The organism is Prauserella oleivorans, from assembly GCF_042685745.1.
In the GTDB taxonomy this organism is placed as follows: Bacteria; Actinomycetota; Actinomycetes; order Mycobacteriales; family Pseudonocardiaceae; genus Prauserella_A; species Prauserella_A oleivorans.
In genome coordinates this window covers 4,478,875-4,500,488 of the sequence record NZ_JBHUNT010000001.1, presented here as the reverse complement: position 1 = coordinate 4,500,488, position 21,614 = coordinate 4,478,875, and the positions used below count along the sequence as shown (strand labels likewise).

Annotated in this window: 21 protein-coding genes; 19 read left to right on the top strand and 2 right to left on the bottom strand. The window is 70.6% G+C overall.

The window, feature by feature from the left end:
• Window positions 1-5: 5 nt before the first annotated feature.
• From ACFSZT_RS22040 to ACFSZT_RS21950, 19 genes are all read left to right on the top strand, one after another.
• Complete coding sequence (locus ACFSZT_RS22040; protein WP_377386333.1) at window positions 6-449, top strand: nuclear transport factor 2 family protein; 444 nt, start codon at window positions 6-8, stop codon at window positions 447-449.
• Complete coding sequence (locus tag ACFSZT_RS22035) at window positions 446-874, top strand: nuclear transport factor 2 family protein (protein WP_377386330.1); 429 nt, start codon at window positions 446-448, stop codon at window positions 872-874. Before ACFSZT_RS22040 ends, ACFSZT_RS22035 begins: the two co-directional genes overlap by 4 nt.
• 12 nt (window positions 875-886) lie before the next feature.
• On the top strand, window positions 887-2,440 hold the full coding sequence (locus tag ACFSZT_RS22030) for a class I adenylate-forming enzyme family protein (protein WP_377386327.1): 1,554 nt from the start codon (window positions 887-889) through the stop codon (window positions 2,438-2,440).
• Window positions 2,433-2,876, top strand: coding sequence for a hypothetical protein (locus tag ACFSZT_RS22025; protein WP_377386324.1), 444 nt, complete (start codon window positions 2,433-2,435; stop codon window positions 2,874-2,876). Before ACFSZT_RS22030 ends, ACFSZT_RS22025 begins: the two co-directional genes overlap by 8 nt.
• A complete protein-coding gene (locus ACFSZT_RS22020) occupies window positions 2,876-3,310 on the top strand; it encodes a MaoC family dehydratase (RefSeq protein ID WP_377386321.1) in 435 nt (144 codons plus the stop codon). The genes ACFSZT_RS22025 and ACFSZT_RS22020 overlap by 1 nt, the downstream gene beginning before the upstream one ends.
• Complete coding sequence (locus ACFSZT_RS22015) at window positions 3,297-3,719, top strand: acyl-CoA thioesterase (protein WP_377386318.1); 423 nt, start codon at window positions 3,297-3,299, stop codon at window positions 3,717-3,719. Before ACFSZT_RS22020 ends, ACFSZT_RS22015 begins: the two co-directional genes overlap by 14 nt.
• A 280-nt stretch (window positions 3,720-3,999) precedes the next feature.
• A complete protein-coding gene (locus ACFSZT_RS22010; protein WP_377386315.1) occupies window positions 4,000-5,460 on the top strand; it encodes an aldehyde dehydrogenase in 1,461 nt (486 codons plus the stop codon).
• 78 nt (window positions 5,461-5,538) lie between these two features.
• Window positions 5,539-6,720 (top strand): FG-GAP repeat domain-containing protein, encoded by a 1,182-nt coding sequence (locus ACFSZT_RS22005; RefSeq protein WP_377386312.1) that lies wholly within the window; start codon window positions 5,539-5,541, stop codon window positions 6,718-6,720.
• 59 nt (window positions 6,721-6,779) lie between these two features.
• Window positions 6,780-8,456: an FAD-dependent oxidoreductase gene (locus tag ACFSZT_RS22000; RefSeq protein ID WP_377386310.1), complete on the top strand. Its 1,677-nt coding sequence runs from the start codon at window positions 6,780-6,782 to the stop codon at window positions 8,454-8,456.
• A gap of 87 nt (window positions 8,457-8,543) precedes the next feature.
• Window positions 8,544-9,719 (top strand): ABC transporter substrate-binding protein, encoded by a 1,176-nt coding sequence (locus tag ACFSZT_RS21995; RefSeq protein WP_377386307.1) that lies wholly within the window; start codon window positions 8,544-8,546, stop codon window positions 9,717-9,719.
• Window positions 9,720-9,759: 40 nt separating this feature from the next.
• A complete protein-coding gene (locus tag ACFSZT_RS21990) occupies window positions 9,760-10,650 on the top strand; it encodes a branched-chain amino acid ABC transporter permease (RefSeq protein WP_377386305.1) in 891 nt (296 codons plus the stop codon).
• Entirely contained in the window at window positions 10,647-11,561 is a 915-nt protein-coding gene (locus tag ACFSZT_RS21985; protein ID WP_377386302.1) for a branched-chain amino acid ABC transporter permease, read from the top strand. The genes ACFSZT_RS21990 and ACFSZT_RS21985 overlap by 4 nt, the downstream gene beginning before the upstream one ends.
• 2 nt (window positions 11,562-11,563) lie before the next feature.
• The gene (locus tag ACFSZT_RS21980) at window positions 11,564-12,331 is read left to right on the top strand and encodes an ABC transporter ATP-binding protein (RefSeq protein ID WP_377386299.1); all 768 of its coding nucleotides are present in this window, start codon (window positions 11,564-11,566) and stop codon (window positions 12,329-12,331) included.
• On the top strand, window positions 12,324-13,058 hold the full coding sequence (locus tag ACFSZT_RS21975) for an ABC transporter ATP-binding protein (protein WP_377386296.1): 735 nt from the start codon (window positions 12,324-12,326) through the stop codon (window positions 13,056-13,058). Before ACFSZT_RS21980 ends, ACFSZT_RS21975 begins: the two co-directional genes overlap by 8 nt.
• Before the next feature lie 2 nt (window positions 13,059-13,060).
• Entirely contained in the window at window positions 13,061-14,644 is a 1,584-nt protein-coding gene (locus tag ACFSZT_RS21970) for an AMP-binding protein (protein ID WP_377386293.1), read from the top strand.
• Window positions 14,634-15,404: an enoyl-CoA hydratase/isomerase family protein gene (locus ACFSZT_RS21965; RefSeq protein WP_377386290.1), complete on the top strand. Its 771-nt coding sequence runs from the start codon at window positions 14,634-14,636 to the stop codon at window positions 15,402-15,404. Before ACFSZT_RS21970 ends, ACFSZT_RS21965 begins: the two co-directional genes overlap by 11 nt.
• Window positions 15,405-15,503: 99 nt before the next feature.
• The gene (locus tag ACFSZT_RS21960; protein WP_377386287.1) at window positions 15,504-17,000 is read left to right on the top strand and encodes an aldehyde dehydrogenase family protein; all 1,497 of its coding nucleotides are present in this window, start codon (window positions 15,504-15,506) and stop codon (window positions 16,998-17,000) included.
• A gap of 49 nt (window positions 17,001-17,049) precedes the next feature.
• On the top strand, window positions 17,050-17,811 hold the full coding sequence (locus ACFSZT_RS21955) for an SDR family NAD(P)-dependent oxidoreductase (RefSeq protein WP_377386284.1): 762 nt from the start codon (window positions 17,050-17,052) through the stop codon (window positions 17,809-17,811).
• Window positions 17,812-17,840: 29 nt separating this feature from the next.
• On the top strand, window positions 17,841-18,881 hold the full coding sequence (locus ACFSZT_RS21950; protein ID WP_377386281.1) for an LLM class flavin-dependent oxidoreductase: 1,041 nt from the start codon (window positions 17,841-17,843) through the stop codon (window positions 18,879-18,881).
• Between the two features lie 255 nt (window positions 18,882-19,136).
• Here the strand turns inward: ACFSZT_RS21950 and ACFSZT_RS21945 are convergent, their stop codons facing one another.
• Together ACFSZT_RS21945 and ACFSZT_RS21940 are read right to left on the bottom strand one after the other, a co-directional pair.
• On the bottom strand, window positions 19,137-20,303 hold the full coding sequence (locus ACFSZT_RS21945) for an NAD(P)/FAD-dependent oxidoreductase (protein WP_377386279.1): 1,167 nt from the start codon (window positions 20,301-20,303) through the stop codon (window positions 19,137-19,139).
• A 36-nt stretch (window positions 20,304-20,339) separates the two neighbouring features.
• Complete coding sequence (locus tag ACFSZT_RS21940; RefSeq protein ID WP_377386276.1) at window positions 20,340-21,590, bottom strand: cytochrome P450; 1,251 nt, start codon at window positions 21,588-21,590, stop codon at window positions 20,340-20,342.
• Between the last annotated feature and the right edge of the window lie 24 nt (window positions 21,591-21,614).

Sequence of the window (21,614 nt, the reverse complement as noted above, 5' to 3'; positions counted from 1 at the left end):
CGGTGATGACGACACCAGCGTCGGTCGCGACTGTCGAGTCGCACCTGGAGATCATCCAGCTGACCCATCGCTACGCCCTCGGCCTCGGTCGGTTCGACCCCGCCGAGACGCTGGCGGTGTTCACAGAGGACGCCGTCTGGGACGCCACCGCGGTCGGCCTCGACCGGCTCGAGGGCCACGCGCGGCTGCGTGACTTCTTCGAGCGGGACGCGCGGTCGGTGGCCGACCAGTTCCACATCATCACCAACCACGTGATCGTGTTCGACGGCGAGGACCGGGCGCACGGGACGAACTATGTGTTCTCCGAGGGACATAGTCGTACCGGCGCCCGGTTCCGTGCCGCGGCGCTCAACGAGGACGTCTACCGTCGCAGCGACGACGGCTGGCGGATCGCGTCGAGGGTCATTTCCCCGTGGACACCTGCGGAGCTGGAGGGATTCGACGCATGACCGTGCCCACCGCGCCCGCGGCCGACCGGGCGTCGATCGAGAACGTCCTGGCCGCCTACGCCCTCGCCTACGACGACAACGACATGGAGACCATGGCGGACTGCTTCACCGCCGACGCCGTGCTGACCATGCGCATCCAGGACGGCGACCTGATCGGGCCGTTCGAGGGCCGCGAGGCGATCGTCCGGCTGATGAGGGACTCGCTCGCCTCGCAGAACGACCAGCGGCGGCACCTGGTGACGAACGTGGTCATCCGGGCGATCGACGCGGACATCGCCACCGTGGATTCCTATCTCACGCTGATCTCCGTCACCGGTTCCACGCTGACCGTGCTCTCGACCGCCCGCTACGCCGACGAACTCGTCCGGGACAGCGGCCACTGGAGGTTCGGGCGGCGGCACATCCAGCTGGACCTCCCCTACTGAGGAGGGCGGACCGTGAATCAGGGACTGATTCCCGCGAAATGGGCCGCGCTGACCCCGGACCGGCAGGCGATCTACGACGTGCCCGGCGAGCGCAGGCTCACGTGGCGGCAGCTCGACGAGCTCGTGCGCCGGCTGGCGAACGGGCTGGCGGCACTCGGGATCCGACCCGGTGATCGCGTGGCCGTGCTCTCGCGCAACTGTGCGGAGTACCAGGCGCTGTACTTCGCCGCCGGGCGCGCGGGCTTCGTGCTGCAGCCGCTCAACTGGCGGCTCGCCGTGCCCGAGCTCGCCGCCATCGTTCGCGACGCGGCGCCGCGGGCGATCGTCGTGGGCGACGAGTGGCGGCACGTGCTGGCCGAACTGTGCCGGGAGGTCGACGTTCCGCACGTGCTGCAGTTCGGTGTGGACGGAGACGGCAGTCTGGAGTCGCTCGTCGAGAGCGCGCCGCCCGAGGAGCCGGAGTGGTCGGCGAAGATCGGCGACGACGACCCCTTCTTCATCCTCTACACAGGCGGCACCACCGGCGAGGCGAAGGGAGCGTTGCATTCCCATCGCAGCGCTGCGGCGGGCATGCTGAACCAGACCGTGGCCGAGCGCATCGTGCCGACCGACGTCTACCTGCTGACCGGGCAGATGTACCACATTCCCGTGGTGCTGGCGATGAATTACCTCAAGCACGGCTGCCCGCTCGTGCTCGTCAACTTCGATGCGAGGCAGACGTTGGAGATCATCGAGGCCGAACGGGTGTCGGCCTTTCTCGGCATCACGACGATGCTGAACTGGATGATGGCCGTCGAGGGATTCGGCAACTACGACCTGTCGAGCCTGCGCAACATCCAGTACGGCGGTGGCCCGATGCCCTCGGCCGTGGTGCGGCAGGCGCTCGACTCCTTTCCGTGCACGTTGATCCAGGGCTACGGGCAGACCGAGGGCGCCACGATGTGCTTTCTGTCCCAGGAGGACCACGTGGATGCACTCGCGGGCAGGTGGCCTGAGCGACTGCAGTCGTGCGGGCGCGAGGGTTTCGTCACGTCGGTGCGGGTGGTCGACGACGACGGCCACGACGTGCCGCAGGACGGCCGCACGCCGGGGCAGATCATCGTGCGGTCGGAGGCGAACATGCTCGGGTACTGGAACCGCCCGGAGCTCACCGCACAGACGTTGCGGGACGGTTGGATGTGGACTGGCGACATCGCCACCTGGGACCAGGATCGTTACATCTTCATTGTCGACCGCGCCAAGGACATGATCATCTCCGGTGGCGAGAACATCTTCAGCGTCCAGGTCGAGGAAGCGATCGCGCGCCATCCGGCGGTGCTGGAGTGCGCGGTGATCGGGGTACCCGACGACGAGTGGGGCGAGTCGGTGAAAGCCGTCGTGGTGCTCAAACCCGGCCACCGGGCCACCGAGGCCGACATCATCGACCAGGCGCGCCGGCATCTCGCCGGCTACCAGAGACCCCGGTCGGTCGACTTCGTGGCGGAGCTGCCGAAAGCGCCGACCGGCAAGATCCTCAAACGCGCCCTCCGGGAACCCTACTGGGCCGGCCGGGAACGCGATGTCTGATCCGGGCGTGGCCGTGGTGCGGGCGCAGGTCGGCCGGGCGTTTCCCGGTGGCGAGTTCGTCGTGGAACCGTGGCTGGCGTGGCTGTTCGCCGACGCGGCGCTCGCGGAACCGGGTGGTGAGGTCGCGCACCCGGTGCTCGCCTGGACGGCGGCGACCCAGGCAATGGGTGTCGGCTGGGACGAGTTCTTCGCGTGGTTCGACGCGTGTGCCGAGGACGGGCCGTTGTTCGGCGAGCACGAGACGGTGCTGCACGAGCCGATGCGGGTGGGCGGAACCTACATGGTGTCGGGGTGCGTGACGTCGGCCGATCGCAAGACGGGCCGCAGCGCGGGCACCTTCGACATCGTCGACTACCGGCTCGCGGTCCACGACAAGGAGAGCGGGCGTCACGTCGCGGACTGCTGGAACTCGATCATCTTTCCCCGGAGGAACTGATGGGCGTCGTCGTGGGAACCCGGTTGCCACAGTGGACTGTGCCGGAGGTCAGCGCGGAGAAGATGAAGACGACCGCGGCGTTGCTGCGTGATCCCACCCCGATCCACTGGGACACGGATGCGGTGCGCGCGATCGGCCTCGGCGACCGGCCGATCAACCAGGGACCGCTCAACATGGCCTACGTGATGAACATGCTGGCGGCGTTCAGCGGCGGCCACGACCGGTTGCGGCGGCTGCGCGTGCGATTCCGCGGCAACGTCCGCGCGGGCGACCGGGTGAGTGCGAGCGGCGTGGTCACCGCGCTGCGCGAGCAGGACGGCGAGCTGTTGTGCGACTGCGACGTGGAGTTGTCGGTCGCGGGGGAGGGCACCGTCCTGATCGGCACCGCGACCATCGCCCTGCCGCGGGAGGGAGCCGGTGATGGAACCACGTGACCGGCTCACGTTCCAGCTGAGCTATGGCGACTGCGACGCCGTCGGGATCGCCTATTTCGCGATCTACTATCGGTGGATGGAGCGTGTCTACACGTCCTGGCTGTTCTCCCACGGTCTGCGCAGCGGCGAACTGCACGACGATCTCGGGATCCTCACCGTCGGCATCAGCTCCGGCGCGACCTACCACCGGCCCGCGAAGGTGTTCGACGAGCTGACCTGCCAGGTGGTGCTCGACCGCATCGGCACGAGTTCCTACACCGTCGGCTACGAGTTCACCCGGGACGGTGACTTGGTTACGCGTGGGCATATGGCCTATGCGTGCCGGCAGCCGGACTTCTCCAAGGCGCCGGTGCCGGAGAAGCTCGCGGCGATCCTGCGCACGCTTCCCGCCCCGCGATTCCGCGCTTGACAGGGTAGCGGCCGGCACCCGACTCAGGGCATGTTCGCGTTACGTGCGCGAGTGCAGACGTCCGGACATCGCACCGGTGCGACGCCGCGACGTTCGCTACGCACGCGGAAAAAGTCGTGTCGCGTAACGGCTCCCGGCCTGTTCGGTGTCGCGCCGGGTCCGCAAATCCATGACAATAAATCCTATGAAAACCATTGACTTCGCCTGTGCGGCGAGCCAAGGTTGAGTGGCGCCGCCCCACGACGGCGACTCGGTTCGGTACACGCAAAGGAGCGCGTCCATGACCTCGACCGTGCACGCACCGGGCACTGTGCGGAGCTACTCGAAACTGTTCATCGGCGGCACCTGGGTGGAGTCCGCCGGGGACCAGGTGATCCCGGTCGTGTCTCCGACGACGGAGGAGCTCCTTGCGACCGTTCCGGATCCGACGCCCGCCGACATCGACGCGGCCGTCGCCGCCGCGCGCGAGGCCTTCGACCACGGGCCGTGGCCGCGGATGACACCCGGCGAGCGCGGCGCCGTGCTCGCCCGGGTCGGCCAGGAGGTCGAGAAACGCTTCGACGCGATGGCGGCCAGCTTCACGGCCGAGATCGGTGCCCCCGCCGCGGTGAGCGAGGCGTTCCACCAGAACGCGTTGAAGATGTGGAAGGACGCCTCCACCCTGCACGAGCGATTCGCGTTCGAGGAGGAACGCGCGTGGGAGGACGGGCACGGCGTGCTCGTGCGTGAACCGGTCGGAGTGGTGGCGACGATCATCCCGTGGAATGGTCCGGTGGCGACGGCCTCGCTGAAGATCGGTCCAGCCCTCGCGGCGGGCTGCACGGTCGTGCTCAAGCCCGCTCCCGAGGGCCCCGTCAGCACCTATCTCCTCGCCGAGGCGCTCGAGGCCGCGGGACTGCCCGAGGGTGTGGTGAGCGTGCTGCCCGGCGGCCGGGAGGTGGGCGAGCACCTGGTCCGCCACCCCGGCGTCGACAAGGTCGCCTTCACCGGCAGTACGGCCGCGGGCAGGCGGATCATGAGCCTGTGCGGCGAGCGCATCACTCGCGTCACCCTGGAGCTGGGTGGCAAGTCGGCGGCGATCATCGCCGACGACATCCCGTTGGACGACGTGCTGCCGACCCTGCTGTTCGCCGGCATCGGGCACTCGGGCCAGGTCTGCGCGGCGCTGACCCGGGTCCTCGTTCCTCGTGAGCGGCAACAGGAACTGCTCGACGCCATGGTGCCCGCGTTCCAGGGGCTGAAGGTCGGCGATCCGGCCGAGCCCGACACCGTCCTCGGTCCGCTCGCCGCCGAGCGGCAGCGCGACCGCGTCGAGAGTTACATCAAGCTGGGCCTGGAGGAGGGCGCGAGGCTGGTCACCGGTGGCGGCAGGCCCGCGGGTCTGGACCGCGGCTGGTTCGTCGAACCCACCCTGTTCGCCGACGTACGCAACGACATGCGGATCGCCCGCGAGGAGATCTTCGGCCCCGTCGTCTGCGTGATCCCGTTCGACAGCGTCGACGAGGCCGTCGAGCTCGCGAACGACTCCGAGTACGGCCTCTCCGGCGCGGTCTACGCCCGCGACCCCGGCTACGGCGAGCAGATCGCGCGCCGCATCCGCACCGGCCAGGTGTCGGTGAACAACTGGGCCATGTGCGTCGTGCAGCCGTTCGGTGGCTTCAAGCAGTCGGGACTCGGCCGCGAAGGCAACGTCGAGGGCCTGAGCGCCTACCTCGAGACCAAGCTGATCCAGCGTCCCTGATTCCCCGCCGGGTGACGTCCATCGACATCTCCTGAAAGGCGAACCATGTCTCGTTCGACAGCCCGGTGGTGTGGCGTCGTGGCCGCCACGGTGCTCTCGGGCAGCACGCTCGCGGCGGCGCCCGCGTCGGGCGACGACGCCATTGCCGTGCCGGATCTCCCACCGCTGCCCGTATTGCCGCAGCTGGGTCTCTCGCCGTTGCCCTCGCTCGCCGGTGTCCCGGCCGACGGCTTGTGGCCCACCGAGGTCGACACCGGAAACCTCACCGACGGGCCGTTCGACGACATCGTGGTGGCCAACGAGGCCGGCACGAGCGTCACGGTGCTGCGGGCGAACCCCGCGGGCGGCTACCACCCGCCGGAGCGGATCGACATCGGTCTGCTGCCCAGCAACGTCCACATCCACGACATGAACGACGACGCGCGAGACGACATCGTCGTCATGGACGCGGGCGGCAACACGATCTCCGTTCTCCTCAACGAAGGTGGCGGGACGTTCGGCAAGGCCGTGCGGTCGCAGACGGACACGCTCGCCACGGCGGCGCTGACCATCGACGACTTCAACGGTGACGGCCACGAGGACACCGCCGTCAGCCACCCGGGGGGCAGCGTCGCGGTGAACTTCGGCAACGGCGACGGCACGTTCGGCCCGCCGACGAGCCTGGCCGGGCCGCTCGGCGGCATCGGCGTGACCTCCGGCGACTACGACAACGACGGCGACGCGGACATCGCGTCGGTCGGCGCCGCGTCGCCCACACAGACGATCCTGCTCAACAACGGTGACGGCACGTTCCGGCACACCTCCGCGCCGGTGGGCATCGGCGGCATCTGTAACCGCACCGCCGACCTCGACGGCAACGGCACGGCGGATCTGATCTCGTCGCATGTGGACGGCCGTATCACGGTGCTGCGCGGCCACGGCGACGGGACGTTCGCCGAGGCGGCGCACTACCCCTCGAAGAGCCTCTGGGCGTCCTGCTTCGGTGTCGGCGACTACGACGCCGACGGTGACGAGGACCTCGCGACGGCCAACATGGCCGGTTTCAGCATGTCGGTCCTGCACAACAACGGCGACGGCACGCTCGGTGAGGCGCAGGTTCGCTCCGCGGGCGACTGGATCATCACCTGCACTGCGGGCCGGATCAACGACGACGCCGCGCTCGACGTCCTCTGCCCCGGCGGGGTCGTGCCCGTGCTCGTCGCCTTCGACGGCAAGGGTGACGGCTCGTTCGGCCCGGCACGCCGTATCCCGCTGGGCTGACCCGCCCTCCGCCGCGTCGAACCCGATCGATTCGCAGTACCCGAAAGGAAGGTCGTGAGATGGCTGTGTCGAGCGAGCCGGTGATCGTCGTCGGGGCCGGCCTGTCCGGACTGGCGACGGCGCTGGGTGCGGCCGTGCGCGGCAGGGACGTCGTCGTGTTCGAGGCGGCGGAGCTGGTGGGGGGCGCCGCCGCCTACTCCGGCGGCCAGGTGTGGTGTGGCGCCAACCCGGTCGCCGCCCGCGAGGGCATCCAGGACTCCCTCGAACTCACCGAGACGTACGTGCGCGCCATCGCCCACGACGCTCCGGAGGTCCTGGACGAGAAGGCGATGCTGCGCTGGATCCACACCGCGCCGCACGCGATCCGCTACTGGGAGGAGCTCGGCGCCATCCGCTGGAAGGTGATCCCCGGGCTGGCCGACTATCACAACGAGGCGCCCGGAGCGCTGCCCGTCGGCAGGTACCTGACCAACGAGGTGATCGACGGCAGCGTGCTCGGCGAGTGGCGCCGGAAACTTCGGGTGAGCCCGTACTTCCCGGTCGGCACGACCTACGACGAGCTCATGGTCAAGGGCCGCCGAGCGTCCTATGTGGATCAGGAGGACACCGCCGGGAAGCCGGACCACGCCGGGGTTCCGGCGTTCGGGATCGCCGACGGCCGCACGCACGACGCGGCGAGCAGCGGTGACCCGCTGACCTTCGGCACCGGCGTGGTGGCCAGCTTCCTGCGCCGCGTGTTGCAGGAGAAGCGGATCGACATCCGGCCGTCGCACCCGGTGACCGAGCTGCTGGCCGAGGGCGGCCGCGTCATCGGGGTGCGCGCCGAGGGACCGGACGGGCCGGTGGAGGCCCGCGGGCCGGTCGTGCTGGCCACCAGCACCTACGACTGGGACCCCGATCTCGTCCGGGAGATGGTCGATCTCGAGCCGGAGGACTTCGGCAGCGTGGCACCCGAGTCGCTACGCGGGGACGGCATCAAGCTCGCCAGAGGTGTCGGCGCGGCGATCGCAAAGATCCCCGCGACCAGCGTGCCGATGCTGCCCGGCTGGCGCTCCCAGGTCGGCACCGGCTACGGCTACGGTCCCGAGTATGCGATGCCGCACACCATGATCGTGGACAGCACGGGCAAGCGGTTCTGCAACGACTCGTATTGGGTGGACATCGTCGCCAAGACCCTGGACCCGGACGACAAACACCTGCCGTTCTTCCTGATCTGGGACGACCAGCACCGCGAGAAGTACGGTCTCGCGGCCACCCCGCCCGGCGGGCGGTATCCCGAGGGCTGGGTGAGCTCGGCGCCGACATTGGCCGAGCTCGGGACCAAACTCGGCATCGACGGCGAGCAGCTGGAACGCACGGCGGCGCGGTTCAACACCTACGCCGCGCGCGGCGAGGACCCGGACTTCGGCCGCGGCACGGTCACCTACGTCAACAAGTTCGCAGGCGACCCGGCCAACACGCCGAACCCGGTGCTGGGGGAGCTGGTCAAGCCGCCGTTCCACGGCCTGCGGCTGAAGTTCGTCGGCACGGGCATCGGTTCCAGCGGCGTGCACATCGACGGCGACGGTCACGTCCTGGACACCGACGGCAGCGTGATCGACGGCCTGTACGCGGTCGGCTCGTGTGCCGCTCTGACGACCACGGGAACCGGGTACAACAGCGGGTTCGCGCTTGGCCGGGGCGTCACGCTCGCCTACCTCGTCGCCGGGGAACTGGGCGGTGAACCCGTGCCGTGACGGCAGTGGCGCCGCGACGCGTGCGCGGGGGCCGGCGCACGACACGCACCACAACGCAGTGAAGGCAGGCAGCAGCAGGAGGATGGCATGCGGGCTCCACACAGGTGGCGACGCGCCACCGCAGGGGCGGTCGCGCTCGTGACGGCCGGTGCGCTCCTGGCCGGATGCGGCGCGGCGCAGGGCGGCGCGGCGGCGCAGGAGGGAATCCCGAAGGAGATCAAGCTGCTCGGCGTGCGTGACCTCACCGGTCCGGTCGCCTACGCCGGCATCGGCGGCGCGCGCGGCGGGGAGCTGGCGGTCGCGGAGATCAACCGTCAGGGCTACCTCGGCAAGGGCGTGACGATCACCCTTGAGGAGGTTGACACGGCGGGCTCGATCGAGACCGCGTCGGCGGAGATGGCGCAGGCGACGGCCGACCGCACCGTGCACGCCATCCTCGGGCCGACGCAGGGCCAGCAGGCTGCGACGGTCGCGCCGATGGTCGAACGGGCACGGGTGCCGACGGTTTTCACCCAGGCAGGCTCCGACGGCGTGGTGATCGGCGACTACACCTTCCGCGCCACCGCGCCGATGGATTCCTACTACCATCTCGCCACCGAGTACCTCGCCGAGCACGGCATGCGGGATGTCAGCGTGCTCTACAACGCGACGTTCCCGACGTTCGCCGAGATCGGCGAGGACGCGTTTCCCCGCCAGGCCAAGGAGCACGGGCTCAACGTCGTGTCCAGCACCCCGGTGCAGAGCACGACGCAGGACTTCACCACGCCGGTGCGGTCGATCGCCGGCAAGGACCCGGACGCCGTGGTGATGCTGCTGACCGAACCTCAGTCGGTGACGGCGCTGACGCAGTTGCGGCAGGCCGGTTACGACGGGCAGGTCGTGGCGACGTCCGTGCAGGGCGGCGGCAACGTCCGGCAGGCGGGTAAGCACGGCATCGGACTGATCTACCCGACCGACTTCTCGCCGGCACAGACATCCCCTGTGGCGCAGCGGTTCGTGGAAGCCTTCACCGCACGGTTCGGCGAGAGGCCCGACACCTACGCCGCCGAAGGCTACGACGCGATGTGGTGGATCGCGAGGGCGATCAAGGCGTCCGGTTCGGCCAGTCGCGAAGGGATCAAGCGCGGTCTGCAGAAGGTCGCGCGAGAAGGATTCGAGGGAGTCATGGGAGAGATCACCTTCGCCGGCAACGACATGCGCGTTCCGGGCGTGCTCGTGCGCTGGAACGGGCAGGCCGAGGAACTCGTGGAGCCGCGGCCATGACAGTCCACACCAGATCGTCCCGGCCCGCGAGGAGGTCGCCGTGGCACAGGACCTGCTGAACGCCGTCGCACTGGGCTCGGTGTACCTCGTGTTCGCGCTCGGCATGGCGCTGGCGTGGGGCACCATCGGGATCCTGAACTTCGCCCACGGCGTGACCTTCATGTTCTCGGCCTTCGTCGCGCACCTGGTCACCCGGGAGGCGGCGCTGCCGATGCCGGCGGTGGTGCTGATCGCGGTGGCGGCGGGGGCGCTCATCACCACGGCGACCCAGGTGCTCGCGTTCGGCCCGATCATGCGGCGCGCCACCGACCATCGCTCCGCCGAGCTGCGGATCCTCATCGGCGGCATCGGGGTCGCGGCGATCCCGCTCGCCATCGCCCAGCGGATGACGGAGAGCGCGCCGTTCGGCTTCCGCGGCAGCACCTATCAACCTCAGGTGTTCGACGTCCACGGCGTGCGCGTCACCACCACCGTGCTGGTGATCGTCATCGCAGGCGTCGGCATCGGCGTCGGCGTCACCCGCTGGTTGGCGAGGTCGCGGCAGGGACTCGCGCTGCGCGCCCTCGGCGTCGACGCCGAGACCGCCTCGCTGATGGGGGTGAACCGGTCGTCGCTGGCGCTCGGCACCATGGCCACCTCGGGCGCGCTGGCGGGGCTGGCGGGCGCACTGCTGACGTTCCAGCTCGGCGCCATCGCCCCGGAAAGCGGTGACGGCCTGCTGATCAAGGCGTTCGCGATCATCGTGCTGGGCGGGTTGGGCAGTATGGCCGGTGTCATCGTCGGGTCCTTCGTCCTGGCGGGCGCGGAGACGTTCGTGCTCGCCAACAACTGGGGCACCTGGGTCGACGCCGTCTCCTTCGGACTGATCTTCCTCGTCCTGCTGCTGCGGCCGCAGGGCCTGTTCGGCCGTGCGGAGGTGCGACGGACATGACGGACTGGTACTTCTCCCACATCGTGCTCGTCCAGAGCACACTGACCACGCTGCTGCTTGCCCTGCGCGTCCAGGTGCCCCTGCGGGCGGGCGTGTTCTCGTTCGCCGGCGTCGGCTGCTACGGCATCGGCGGGTACGTCGCGGCGATCGGGCTGACGCACTACGGCCTGTCCACCGCGACGTCGATCACGCTCGCCGCCGTCATCGCCGGCGTGGTGGCGTACGGACTCGGCGTGCTGATCCAACGGCTCACCGGGCTGTATCTGGCGATGGCCACCGTGGCGTTCACGCTCATCATCTCGGTGCTGGCCGTCAACGGTGGCGACCTCACCGGCGGCGCGTCCGGCCTGTTCGGCGCGCTGGGCATGCTGGACACCGGGCATCTGCTCGCCGTGGCCGGTGTCGTCGTGGCGCTGCTGGCCGCCTCCGAGTTCGGGTCCATGGGACGGCGCATCGACGCGGTGCGCGAGGACCCGGAGCTGGCCTCGGCGATGGGGATCAACGTCGCGCGGTACCGCCGGGCCACGTTCGCCGTCAGCGGCGTGCTCGGCGGGCTGGCGGGGTCGATGACCGTGCTCCTGCGCTCCACGGTGACGCCGAACGACATCAACTTCCACCTCGTCGTGCTCGCGTTGACGATCATCATCGTCGGCGGCTCCCGGTCGTGGATCGGCGCGCTGATCGGGTCGGTGATCTTCGTGTGGCTGCCGGAGGTGCTGGCGTTCGTCGGGGAGTGGGAGGACGTCGTCTACGGCGTCCTGGTCGCCGCCGCGGCCGTGTACCTGCCCGGTGGGGTGGTCGGCGCGGTCGTGGACGGGTATCGCGCGTACAGCCGGAAACGCCGGGCCACGGCCGATATCGCGCCGCCACGTCCCGTCGCGGCGGCCACGAGTGGAGGGCGAGGAGCATGACGGTGACCGAGCACACCACCGAGGCGCCGGCCACGGTGCTGCGGGCCGAGGACGTCGCCGTCCACTTCGGAGGCGTCAAGGCGGTCGACGGCGTGTCCCTGACGCTCACCGCCGGCCGGATCTTCGGCATTCTCGGCCCGAACGGGTCAGGCAAGAGCACGCTCCTGGCCGCCCTGACGAGGCTGGTGCCGCTGACCCGAGGCCGGTTGCTGTTCGGCGACCGGCCCTACGAACGTGCCCAGCCGCACATCATCGCGGCGCGTGGCGTCGCCAGAACGTTCCAGACGGTGCGGTTGTTGCCGGGCCGGACGGTGCGCGACAACATCGCGCTCGGTGCCGAGTCGGCGGGCTCACGCACGCGGCAGCAGCGCCGACGAGCCGCCGAGCGGGTGGACCGGGCGATCGAGCGCGCCGGGCTCACCGGGCTCGAACGGCACCACCCGGACGAGCTGTCCTACGGCTACCAGCGGCGCGTCGAGGTCGCCCGCGCCATCGCGAGCGAACCGACCCTGCTGCTCCTGGACGAGCCCACGGCGGGCATGAACCGGCAGGAGCGCGACGACATCGCGAGCCTGCTGCGCGACCTGCGCGAGGAGGGACTGACCCAGCTGCTGATCGAGCACGACGTCCAGATGATGGTCGACACCTGCGACCACCTGTTCGCGATGAACTTCGGGGCGCTGATCGCCGAGGGGGAACCGGCGGCCGTCGTGCGCGACCCGGCCGTTCAAGAGGCCTACCTCGGCAAGCACGGGAGGACGCATGCTTGAGGTCGACGACCTGCACGTCGGTTACGGGCCGGTGCACGCCGTCCGCGGGGTGTCGTTCACCGTGACGCCCGGGGAGGTCACGCTGGTGCTCGGCGCGAACGGCGCCGGCAAGTCGACGAGCCTGCGCGCTATCTGCGGGCTGCTGCCCGCCCAGCGTGGCTCGGTGACGCTGAACGGCCGGAGCATCCTCGGCGCCCGACCGCACCGGATCGTGCGGCGCGGGCTGTCGCTCGTGCCCGAGGGCCGCCGCATCTTCGCGCCGCTGACCGTCGCCGAGAATCTGCGCGTCGGCGCGTACACCGCGGCACGCGGTGAGGTGGCCGCCCTGGCCGGCCGGGTGTACGACCGGTTCCCGATCCTCGCCGAACGCCGCGACATGCCGGCGGGCCTGCTCAGCGGCGGGGAGCAGCAGATGCTGGCGTTCGGCCGGGCACTGATGGCCCAGCCACGCGTGATCCTCATGGACGAGCCGTCCATGGGGCTCGCACCCGGCATGGTCGACACGGTGCTCGCCGCGGTCCGCGCGATCGCGGACTCCGGCATCGGGGTGCTCATGGTGGAGCAGAACGCCGACGCGGGACTGGCCGTCGCCGACTCGGTGGCCGTCATGGCTCGAGGCGAGGTCGTCCGCACCGGGACAGCCGCCGAGCTGACCCGCGACTCCGCCGTCGTGCACGCTCTGCTCGGCGAAACGGCTCTGGCGGCCTCGGACCAGAGGAACGCGTAACCGTGGCGGAGACGACCGTGGCGCGGACCCTGGGCGACTGGCTCCGGGAGGCGGCGAGCCGGGCCCCGCGGGAGGCCGGTGCGGTGATCGCGGGCCGGCACCTCGGCTACCGCGAGCTGGACGCCCGCGCCGACCGCCTCGCCGGCGGGTTCGCCTCGCTGGGGCTGCGGCGCGGCGACCGGGTGTGCGTCGTCCTGGACGCCTGCCCGGAGTTCCTCGCCGTCTGGTTCGGGCTCGCCCGCCGCGGCCTCGTCGAGGTACCCCTCAATCCGGGCGCCGGACGCTACCTGATGCGCTACTACCTCGGCCACGCCGGCGCCACGGCCGTCGTGTGCGACGCGCGGTACGAACGGCTCGTCCGCGAGTGCGCGCCGGAGTCGGTGCGGCACCTCATCGTACTCGCCGAGCCCGACCCCGGCCTGCCGGACCTGCCCGTGACCCTGACGCGACACCGGCTGTCCGACCTCGAGACCCATGCGACCGGTGACCTCGCCGAGGTCGATCCCGCCGATCCCGCGGTGATCCTCTACACGTCGGGAACCACCGGACCGCCGAAGGGGGTCCGGCTGAGTCACCGGGCGAACGTGAACCTCGCCCGGCACACGGTCGGGCTGATGGACTACACCACGGCGGACCGGCTCTACAGCGTGTTCCCGTTGTTCCACAGCAACGCGCGCTACTGCAGCGTCATGGCGGCGATCGAGGCGGGCGCGGGTCTGGTTCTCGATCGCAGGTTCTCGGCAGGCCGGTTCTGGGACATCTGCCGCGAGCACGGCATCACCGCCTTCAACTACCAGGGCGCGATGATGAGCATCCTGTTCAAGCAACCGCCCCGCGCCGACGACGCCGACAACCCGGTGCGGGCGGGGTTCGGCGCGCCGTGCCCGCCGGAGATCTTCACCGCGTTCGAGGACCGCTTCGCCGTCCGGCTCACCGAGATCTACGGCAGTACCGAGGTCTCCATCGTCACCGACATGCCGCCGTGGCGGCGCCGGATCGGCACGGCGGGAACGGCGTCGCGCAACTACGAGGTCGCGGTCGTCGACGAGCGGGACGAGCCGCAACCACCCGGTGTGCCCGGCGAGATCGTCGCTCGACCGGTGCGGCCCGGCTGGATGTTCGACGGCTACCACGACATGGCAGTCGAGACCGCCCGCAGCTGGCGCAACCTGTGGTTCCACACCGGCGACCGCGGCTACCTCGACGACAGCGGGTTCCTCGTCTTTCTCGACCGGCTCAAGGACACGGTGCGCAGGCGCGGCGAGAACATCTCCTCCTGGGAGGTTGAGCGCGTCGTCGCCGAGCACCCGTCCGTGTCGGCGGTCGCCGCCTACGGCGTCCCCTCCGAACTGTCCGAAGAGGACGTCATGGTGGCCGTGGTGCCCGCGGAGGGCGCACGCGTCGACCCGGCGCAGTTGATCGGCCACTGCGAAGGTGCGCTGACCTCGTTCGCGGTGCCGCGGTACGTGCGCGTGGTCGACGCGCTCCCGATGACCCCGAGCCAGCGCGTCGAGAAATACAAGCTCCGCGCCGAGGGAGTCCCGCCGGGCACGTGGGACCGGGAGGGAGCAACGGATGAGCGGTGAGCAGAGCCGGTTCCGGCGCACCGAACCCCGCCCTGGCGTCGTGCAGCTGACGATGTGCCGTCCGGAGAAACTCAACGCGATGGACCAGGCGTGGTTCGCCGAACTGCGCGAGCTGATGGAGGGCTTCGGCCACGGGGCCGAGGACGCTGTGCGCGCGGTGGTGCTCACCGGGTCGGGGCGCGCCTTCTCGGCAGGCGGCGACATCGACATGTTCGCCGGGCTCGACGGGGACGTCGGCCGGGTCCGCCCGCATCTGCGCCGGGTGTACGACGCGTTCCACGCCGTGGAACGCTGCGCCGTTCCCGTGATCGCGGCCGTGACCGGGCTGGCGTACGGCGGTGGCACGGAGCTCGCGCTGGCCTGTGACGTGGTGCTGGCGGGCCGCTCGGCACGGTTCGCCTTCAAAGAGCCGACCGTGGGGCTGATGCCGGGCTACGGCATCGTGCGCGGGCCGGACGTGCTCGGCAGGCACTGGACGCGCTACCTCGCGCTCACCGGGCGCGACATCGACGCCGATCGCGCCGAACGCGCCGGCCTGGTGCAGGAGGTGCACCCGGACACGTGTGTGGTGGACCGCGCCGTCGAGCTGGCGGCCGAGATCGCGGCGCATCCGCCGCTGGCCGTGCGGGTCGGCAAGGCGTTCGTCAACCGCGAGACGGGTGGTGGGTTCGCCGAGTCGGTCGAGGCGACCGCCCTGCTGTTCGACACCGACGAGCACCGGATGGCCGTTCGGAACTTCCGTGCGGCACACGGCAGGTGAGGCGCAGATTCACCGTTTTGCCGACGTGACAACAGCTTTCCAACTGAAGAGCAGGCGAATACGATCCCATCCGCCTGTCGACGAGGACAAGGAGTCGGCATGAGTGCGCTCGACACCCGGAGCAAGAGCACCTACATCGACGGTGCGTGGCGGGACGGGGAGTCCGAAGAGACGTTCACCTCCCGCAGCCCGTCCACCGAACGGCCGATGGGCACGACGGCCCTGAGCTCGGCGGCGCAGGTCGATGCCGCCGTGGCGAGTGCCCGCCAGGCCTTCGACAGCAGCGCCTGGCGTTCCTACGGTCCCGCCGACCGGGCGGACGTGCTCACCCGGTTCGCCGACCTGCTCGAGAAGAACATGGAGCCGCTGGCCCGGCTCATCGCCGACGAGGTCGGTACACCCATCGGCGCCGCCCGGGGCATGCAGGTCGGCGGGCCGATCGAGGCGCTGCGCTGGTACGCCGAGATGGCGGTGCGCGGACCGCGTGGCGGGTACGAGCACGCGTTGCCGCTCTACGACAAGCCCGTGCTGTCCACGAGCCTGCTGCGGTACGAGCCGGCGGGCGTGGTCGCCGCGCTGCCCGCCTACAACTATCCGATCAACCTCCTGGCCTGGAAGCTCGGCGGTGCGCTCGCGAGCGGCTGTACGACGGTGGCACTACCGTCGCCGCACGGCATGCTCACCACGCTGCGGGTGTTCGAGCTGATCGAGGAGCTCGACCTGCCGCCGGGCGTGGTCAACCTCGTCGTCGGCGGTCCCGACATCGGCACCCGGCTCACCAGTCACCCCGACGTGAGCCTGGTGACCTTCACCGGGTCGGACGCCGTCGGCAGCAAGGTGATGTCGCAGGCGGCGCTGGGGTCGTTGTCCAAGACGGTACTGGAGCTCGGGGGCAAGAGTCCCAACATCATCCTGCCCAGCGCCGACCTGGAGGCGACCGTGGCCGCCTCCGTGCTGCGGTTCGCCCGTAACGCCGGGCAGGGCTGCGCCGCCTGGAGCCGGGTGCTGGTCCCCGAGGACAAGCTCGCGGCGTTCTGCGACCTCGCCGACGAGTTCATCAAGACCGTCACCGTGGGCGACCCGCAGGATGAGGCCACCGTCGTCGGCCCGGTCATCTCCGCCGCTCACCGCGACAAGGTCGAGCGCATGGTGTCCGACGCCCTCGCCGACGGCGCGCGCATCGCCGCTGGCGGCGGCCGCCCCGACCTGCCGTCCGGCTACTACCTCAACCCGGCCATCCTGACGGACGTGCGGCCGGACGCGCCGATCGCTCAGACCGAGCTCTTCGCCCCCATCGCGATCGCCCTGCCCTACTCCGACGTCGACGAGGCGGTGCGGATCGCCAACGCGACGTCGTACGGGCTGGCGGCCAACGTCTTCGGCCCGGTGGACGAGGCCATGCCGGTGGCGGGCCGGTTGCGCTCAGGCACCGTGACCATCAACGGCGGTGCGGGCATGCGACCCGACGCGCCGTGGGGCGGTCCCGGGCGCAGCGGGGTCGGCCGCGAGCTCGGTGAGGACGGGTTCGCCGAATTCTTCGAGGTGAAGCACATCCAGTGGCCGCTGGCCGGCGTTACCCGCCCACCGGGCACGTGACCGGAGCACCGACCACAGTGGACTCGACAGCGCAGATCGGAGACCAGCCATGCTGCTGAAGGACAAGACCGCACTCATCACCGCCGGCGCGTCCGGGATGGGCAGGGCCGCCGCCGAGGCCTTTGCCCGTGAGGGCGCGCACGTGATCGTCGTGGACGTCAACGAGGTCGCCGCCAAGGAGACCGTCGGCGCGATCGAGACCCAGGGCGGGCGGGCCACGGCAGAGGTGATCGACGTCCGCGACCTGGGCGCGCTGAAGTCGCTCGCCGACCGTGTGCGCGGTGACCACGGCGCCCTGCACGTGCTGTACAACAACGTCGGCATCCCCGGCGCCGCGGGCACGGACCTCACGGTGGAGGAGTGGGACGCGCTCATCGAGATCAACGCGCGGGCCGGCTTCTACCTCACCAACTACCTCACCGACGCGCTCCGCGCCTCTGGCAACGCGTCGGTGATCTTCACCAGCTCCAGCTCGGGTCTGGTCGGTTCGCCCTACAGCCCGCTGTACTCGTTCACCAAGGGCGGCATCATCGCACTCGTGCGCTCCCTTGCGCTCGCGTTCGCGCAGGACGGCATCCGGGTCAACGCGATCGCTCCGGGATCGGTCGACACGCCCGGTCTGCCCGCGTTCTTCCGCAGTTCGCCGGAGGAGCTGGAGGCCCGCAAAGCCGCGTTCTTCAGCCAGATCCCCCTGGGCAGGCCGTCGCGGCCGGACGAGATCGCGCAGGTGGCCCTGTTCCTCGCCAGTGACATGGCGAGTTACGTCACCGGTGTGACGATCCCTGTCGACGGCGGCCTGACGGCGAAGTGACACCCCGGCACGGCAGCGAGGAGTGACCCGTGGAGTTCGGCATCCTGATGGGAGACCAGCCGGTCTCCTCGTCACCGACGCAGCACCTCGATCTGATGCTGCGCAAGGTCGAGGCCGCGCAGCGCGCCGGGTTCACCTACCTGACACTCGGTCAGCATTTCCTCTACGACGGGTTCCGCTGGCTGCAGCCGGTGCCGCTGCTGGCCCGGCTGGCGGCGGAGCTCGACGACCACGTCAGGATCGGCACGACCGTCCTCATCGGACCGGTGCACCACCCGGTGATTCTGGCCGAGGAGCTGGCGACGCTCGACATCGTCACCGGCGGACGGCTCGTCGTCGGCATCGGCACGGGCTACCTGCCGCACGAGTACGAGACCATGGGCGTCCCCTTCGGGCAGCGGTACCGCATGCTCGAGGAGATGATCGAGGTGATGACCAAGCTGTGGTCTCAGGACCGGGTCAGCCACGAGGGGCGGTTCTGGCGCATCGACGACCTGCCCACCCATGTCCGTCCGGTCCAGCAGCCGCGGCCGCCGATCTGGCTGGGTGCGATGCGGGAGACGGGGGTCCGCCGGGCGGCGCGGCACGGCGACGTCTGGACGATCACGCCGCAGCAGACGATCGGCCAGGTCGACGCACTGATCCGGACCTACGCGGCCGAGCGCACGAGCCGCGGACTGCCGCTGTCGCCGCTGCCGCTGCGGCGGGAGCTGATGATCGGTGCCGACTTCGACGACGCGGTGTCGCGATTCGCGGCCGTGGCGCGCGGCAAGTACGAGGCCTACGCGGGCCGTGGGATGACCCTGCTCGGTGACGACGAGGTGCGCAATTTCGGCGACACGGTGCGCGACCACGTGATTCTCGGCGACGCCGAGTCGTGCCGGCAGCAGATCGCCGACATCGCCGCCGCGCTGCCGATCGGCCCGCTGCTGGTGCGGCCGCACTGGCCGGGGATGGACGCCGAGCAGACGGAGGCGTATCTGGAGCGGGTGGGACGCGAGATCGTCACGCCGCTGCGAGAGCTGCAGTCTCGCTCGTTCTCCGACTTCCTGGAAACCTCGGCGGCCTGAACCCTGTGGGTCCGGCCGGATCACTGTCCGGCCGGACCCATGGTGTGCACGATCACGCTCGACGTGCATCCACTATGGATGGTCCGCGGGGTCGGCTGCGGCAGCGGAGCGGAGATGGCCGACCCCTCGCGTGTGGAGGTCGTGCCCTGTTCGCCGCGACGAGCCCCCGCGGTCGGTCCGGACTCGGCACACCGGCTGCGGGAGCGGAGCGAACGCCTCCTCGGCCCGCTGAGGGCGGGACCCGCGACAGCGGCGTCAGGCGGCCGGGGAGAGGGCGGCGGCGATCTCCTTGCGAGCCGGGACGAGTTCGCGCATGCGGTCCACGCCGAGCCATGCGGTCAGCCTGCCGTCGGAGGAGTACCAGCGCACGCGGAGCTTGCCGGCCTCGTCGTCGACGTAGGCCTGATCCGTGGCGGTGTGCCTGCCGACGTACTGCACCTTGTGACCGAACTGATCCGACCAGAAGTACGGCACCGGATCGTGTACGGGCAGGCCAGCGGTCTCGGCGTCTTCGGTGCCGTCGGCGAGCAGCACCTGGGCGGCCACCGGCGCGGCGGCGCCCGCCTCGTCCCAGTGTTCGACCCGGACCCGTCCGCCGAACCGGGGCGACCACCGCGCCGCCACGTCGCCCACCGCGACCACGCCGGGAGCGGACGCGCGCAGGTGCTCGTCGACGTGTACCCCGCCGTCGATCACGAGACCGGACCCGTCCAGCCAGCCGGTCGACGGGCGTACGCCGATGCCGGTCACGACGACGTCGGCGGGCAGGACCGTGCCGTCGGCGACCCGGACCCCGCCACGATCGACGGACGCCACCGGTGTGCCGAGCCGCAGATCGACGTCACGCCACCAGGGCGTGAACAGCGCGCCGACGTCGGTACCCAGCGCCGCAGACAGCGGAGCCGCCCCGGCTTCGAGACAGGTCACCGTGCAACCTGCGCCGAGCGCCGCCGTGGCGACCTCGGCACCGATCCAGCTCGCGCCGACGAGCACGACACGCGCGCCGGGCACCAGCCGCCGCCGCAGTGCCACCGCGTCGTCGACCGTGCGGAGCGCGCACTGTTCGCCGTCGCCGGGCAGCCGGACGGGGTCCGCCCCGGTGGCCACCACCAGCCGGTCGAACGGTTCGGTGCCCGCGGTGGTGGTCACGGTCCGGGTCGCGAGGTCGAGCCCGGTGGCGGTGGTCGTCGTGCGCATCCGCACGGAGAGCGCCTGCGGGTCGAACGGCAGCTCGGTCGAGTCGCGGGTACCGGCGAGGACGTCCTTGGACAGCGGTGGCCGGTCATAGGGTGGGTGGGGCTCGGAGCCGATCAGGACGAGATCACCGGAATAGCCCTTGCGCCGCAAGGCGGTGCAGGTCCGGGCAGCGGCAAGCCCACCGCCGACCACCACGATCCGGCGGATGGCGCTCGGGTCGGTCACCGGGCGCGCTCCTTTCTGTGGCCGGGAACCGGCCGGTCAGGACTTCGCGGGAAACAGCGGCGCGCCCCGGCGCTTGCCGGGGGTGAACCGGCACGGGATGGAGTGGTAACCCGCGTTGGTTCCCTGGTCGGGGTAGGGCACGATCCGGTCGAGGTCGACCTCGTAGTCCGGCATCCGCTCGAGCACCTGGCCGATCATCGCCTTGGCCATCGCCCGGCCGAGGTGGGAGCCGGCGCAGCGATGCACGCCCAGGCCGAAGGCCATGTGCCGGTTGGGCCAGCGGGTGATGTCGACCGTGTCCGGGTTCTCGAACTGGCCCGGGTCGCGGTTGGCCGACGCCCAGCTGAGCAGCGCCCGGTCGCCCGCGCGCAGGTGGACCCCGCGGAACTCGGCGTCTCGCGTGACCGTTCGGGCGAGGGCCTGGGTGGGGGAGAAGACCCTCAGGAACTCCTCGACCGCGATGTCGAGCATGCCCGGGTCGTCGATGAGCCGTTGCCGTTCGGCCGGGTTCTGGTAGAGCCACACGAGTGACTGGGTCACCAGCGACGCCGTGGTCCCGACACCGCCGGAGATGAGCAGTTCGAGGATCGAGTAGATCTCGTCGTCGGTCATCGGCCTGCCGTCGACGTCAGCCTTGAGGAACGCGCTCGTCGCGTCGTCGGCCGGGTTCTCGCGCCGTGCGGCGATGTGCGCACGGACGGTCTTCTCGACCCACGGCACCTCGACGTCCTTGGCGTGGTTGTACTCCGGCGACCCGGGTGGTGCCGAGACGAGGGTGTGCATGGCGTCGACGTAGCGCTTGTACTCCGAGGCGTCCAGGCCCAGCCACTCGACGGTCACGGCCGCGGGCACGCCGGCGACGAAGGCGAGGTCGGCCTCGCCGGTCTCGATGATCTCGTCGATGAATCCGGTGACGAACCGGTCGATCACCGGGTCCAGCTTGCGGATCGCCGCGGGCGAGGTGACGTTGTTGACGATCTTGCGGTAGCTGCGGAACTGCGGCGGGTCGAGCTCGATAGGGATGTGGAAGGCCGTGGGTGCCTTGGGGATCACGATGGCGAGGCCGTCACCGCCCGACTCGTGCCGGGCCGAGGAGAAGAGGTCGTCATCCCGCGAGGCTTCGAATACGCTGGCGTAGTCACCGAGCACCCAGTACCCGCCGTGGGCGTCCGTCCACGCGACCGGGCACTCGGAGCGGAGCTTGCGGTAGGCGCCGACCGGGTCCGCGGCGTGCTCGGCGGAGTGGTGGTCGAACGCGGTCACTGGGCAACGAGGCTGCTCGGCCACTGCGCATCCCTCCTTTGGGCTTTT

Bases quoted from the DNA above. Each gene is read 5' to 3' on its own strand.
- ACFSZT_RS22040 (WP_377386333.1), top strand. From the start codon at position 6: ATGACGACACCAGCGTCGGTCGCGACTGTCGAGTCGCACCTGGAGATC.
- ACFSZT_RS22025 (WP_377386324.1), top strand. From the start codon at position 2,433: ATGTCTGATCCGGGCGTGGCCGTGGTGCGGGCGCAGGTCGGCCGGGCG.
- ACFSZT_RS21985 (WP_377386302.1), top strand. From the start codon at position 10,647: ATGACGGACTGGTACTTCTCCCACATCGTGCTCGTCCAGAGCACACTG.
- ACFSZT_RS22015 (WP_377386318.1), top strand. From the start codon at position 3,297: ATGGAACCACGTGACCGGCTCACGTTCCAGCTGAGCTATGGCGACTGC.
- ACFSZT_RS21960 (WP_377386287.1), top strand. From the start codon at position 15,504: ATGAGTGCGCTCGACACCCGGAGCAAGAGCACCTACATCGACGGTGCG.
- ACFSZT_RS22035 (WP_377386330.1), top strand. From the start codon at position 446: ATGACCGTGCCCACCGCGCCCGCGGCCGACCGGGCGTCGATCGAGAAC.
- ACFSZT_RS21965 (WP_377386290.1), top strand. From the start codon at position 14,634: ATGAGCGGTGAGCAGAGCCGGTTCCGGCGCACCGAACCCCGCCCTGGC.
- ACFSZT_RS22010 (WP_377386315.1), top strand. From the start codon at position 4,000: ATGACCTCGACCGTGCACGCACCGGGCACTGTGCGGAGCTACTCGAAA.
- ACFSZT_RS21975 (WP_377386296.1), top strand. From the start codon at position 12,324: ATGCTTGAGGTCGACGACCTGCACGTCGGTTACGGGCCGGTGCACGCC.
- ACFSZT_RS22020 (WP_377386321.1), top strand. From the start codon at position 2,876: ATGGGCGTCGTCGTGGGAACCCGGTTGCCACAGTGGACTGTGCCGGAG.
- ACFSZT_RS21955 (WP_377386284.1), top strand. From the start codon at position 17,050: ATGCTGCTGAAGGACAAGACCGCACTCATCACCGCCGGCGCGTCCGGG.
- ACFSZT_RS22000 (WP_377386310.1), top strand. From the start codon at position 6,780: ATGGCTGTGTCGAGCGAGCCGGTGATCGTCGTCGGGGCCGGCCTGTCC.
- ACFSZT_RS21995 (WP_377386307.1), top strand. From the start codon at position 8,544: ATGCGGGCTCCACACAGGTGGCGACGCGCCACCGCAGGGGCGGTCGCG.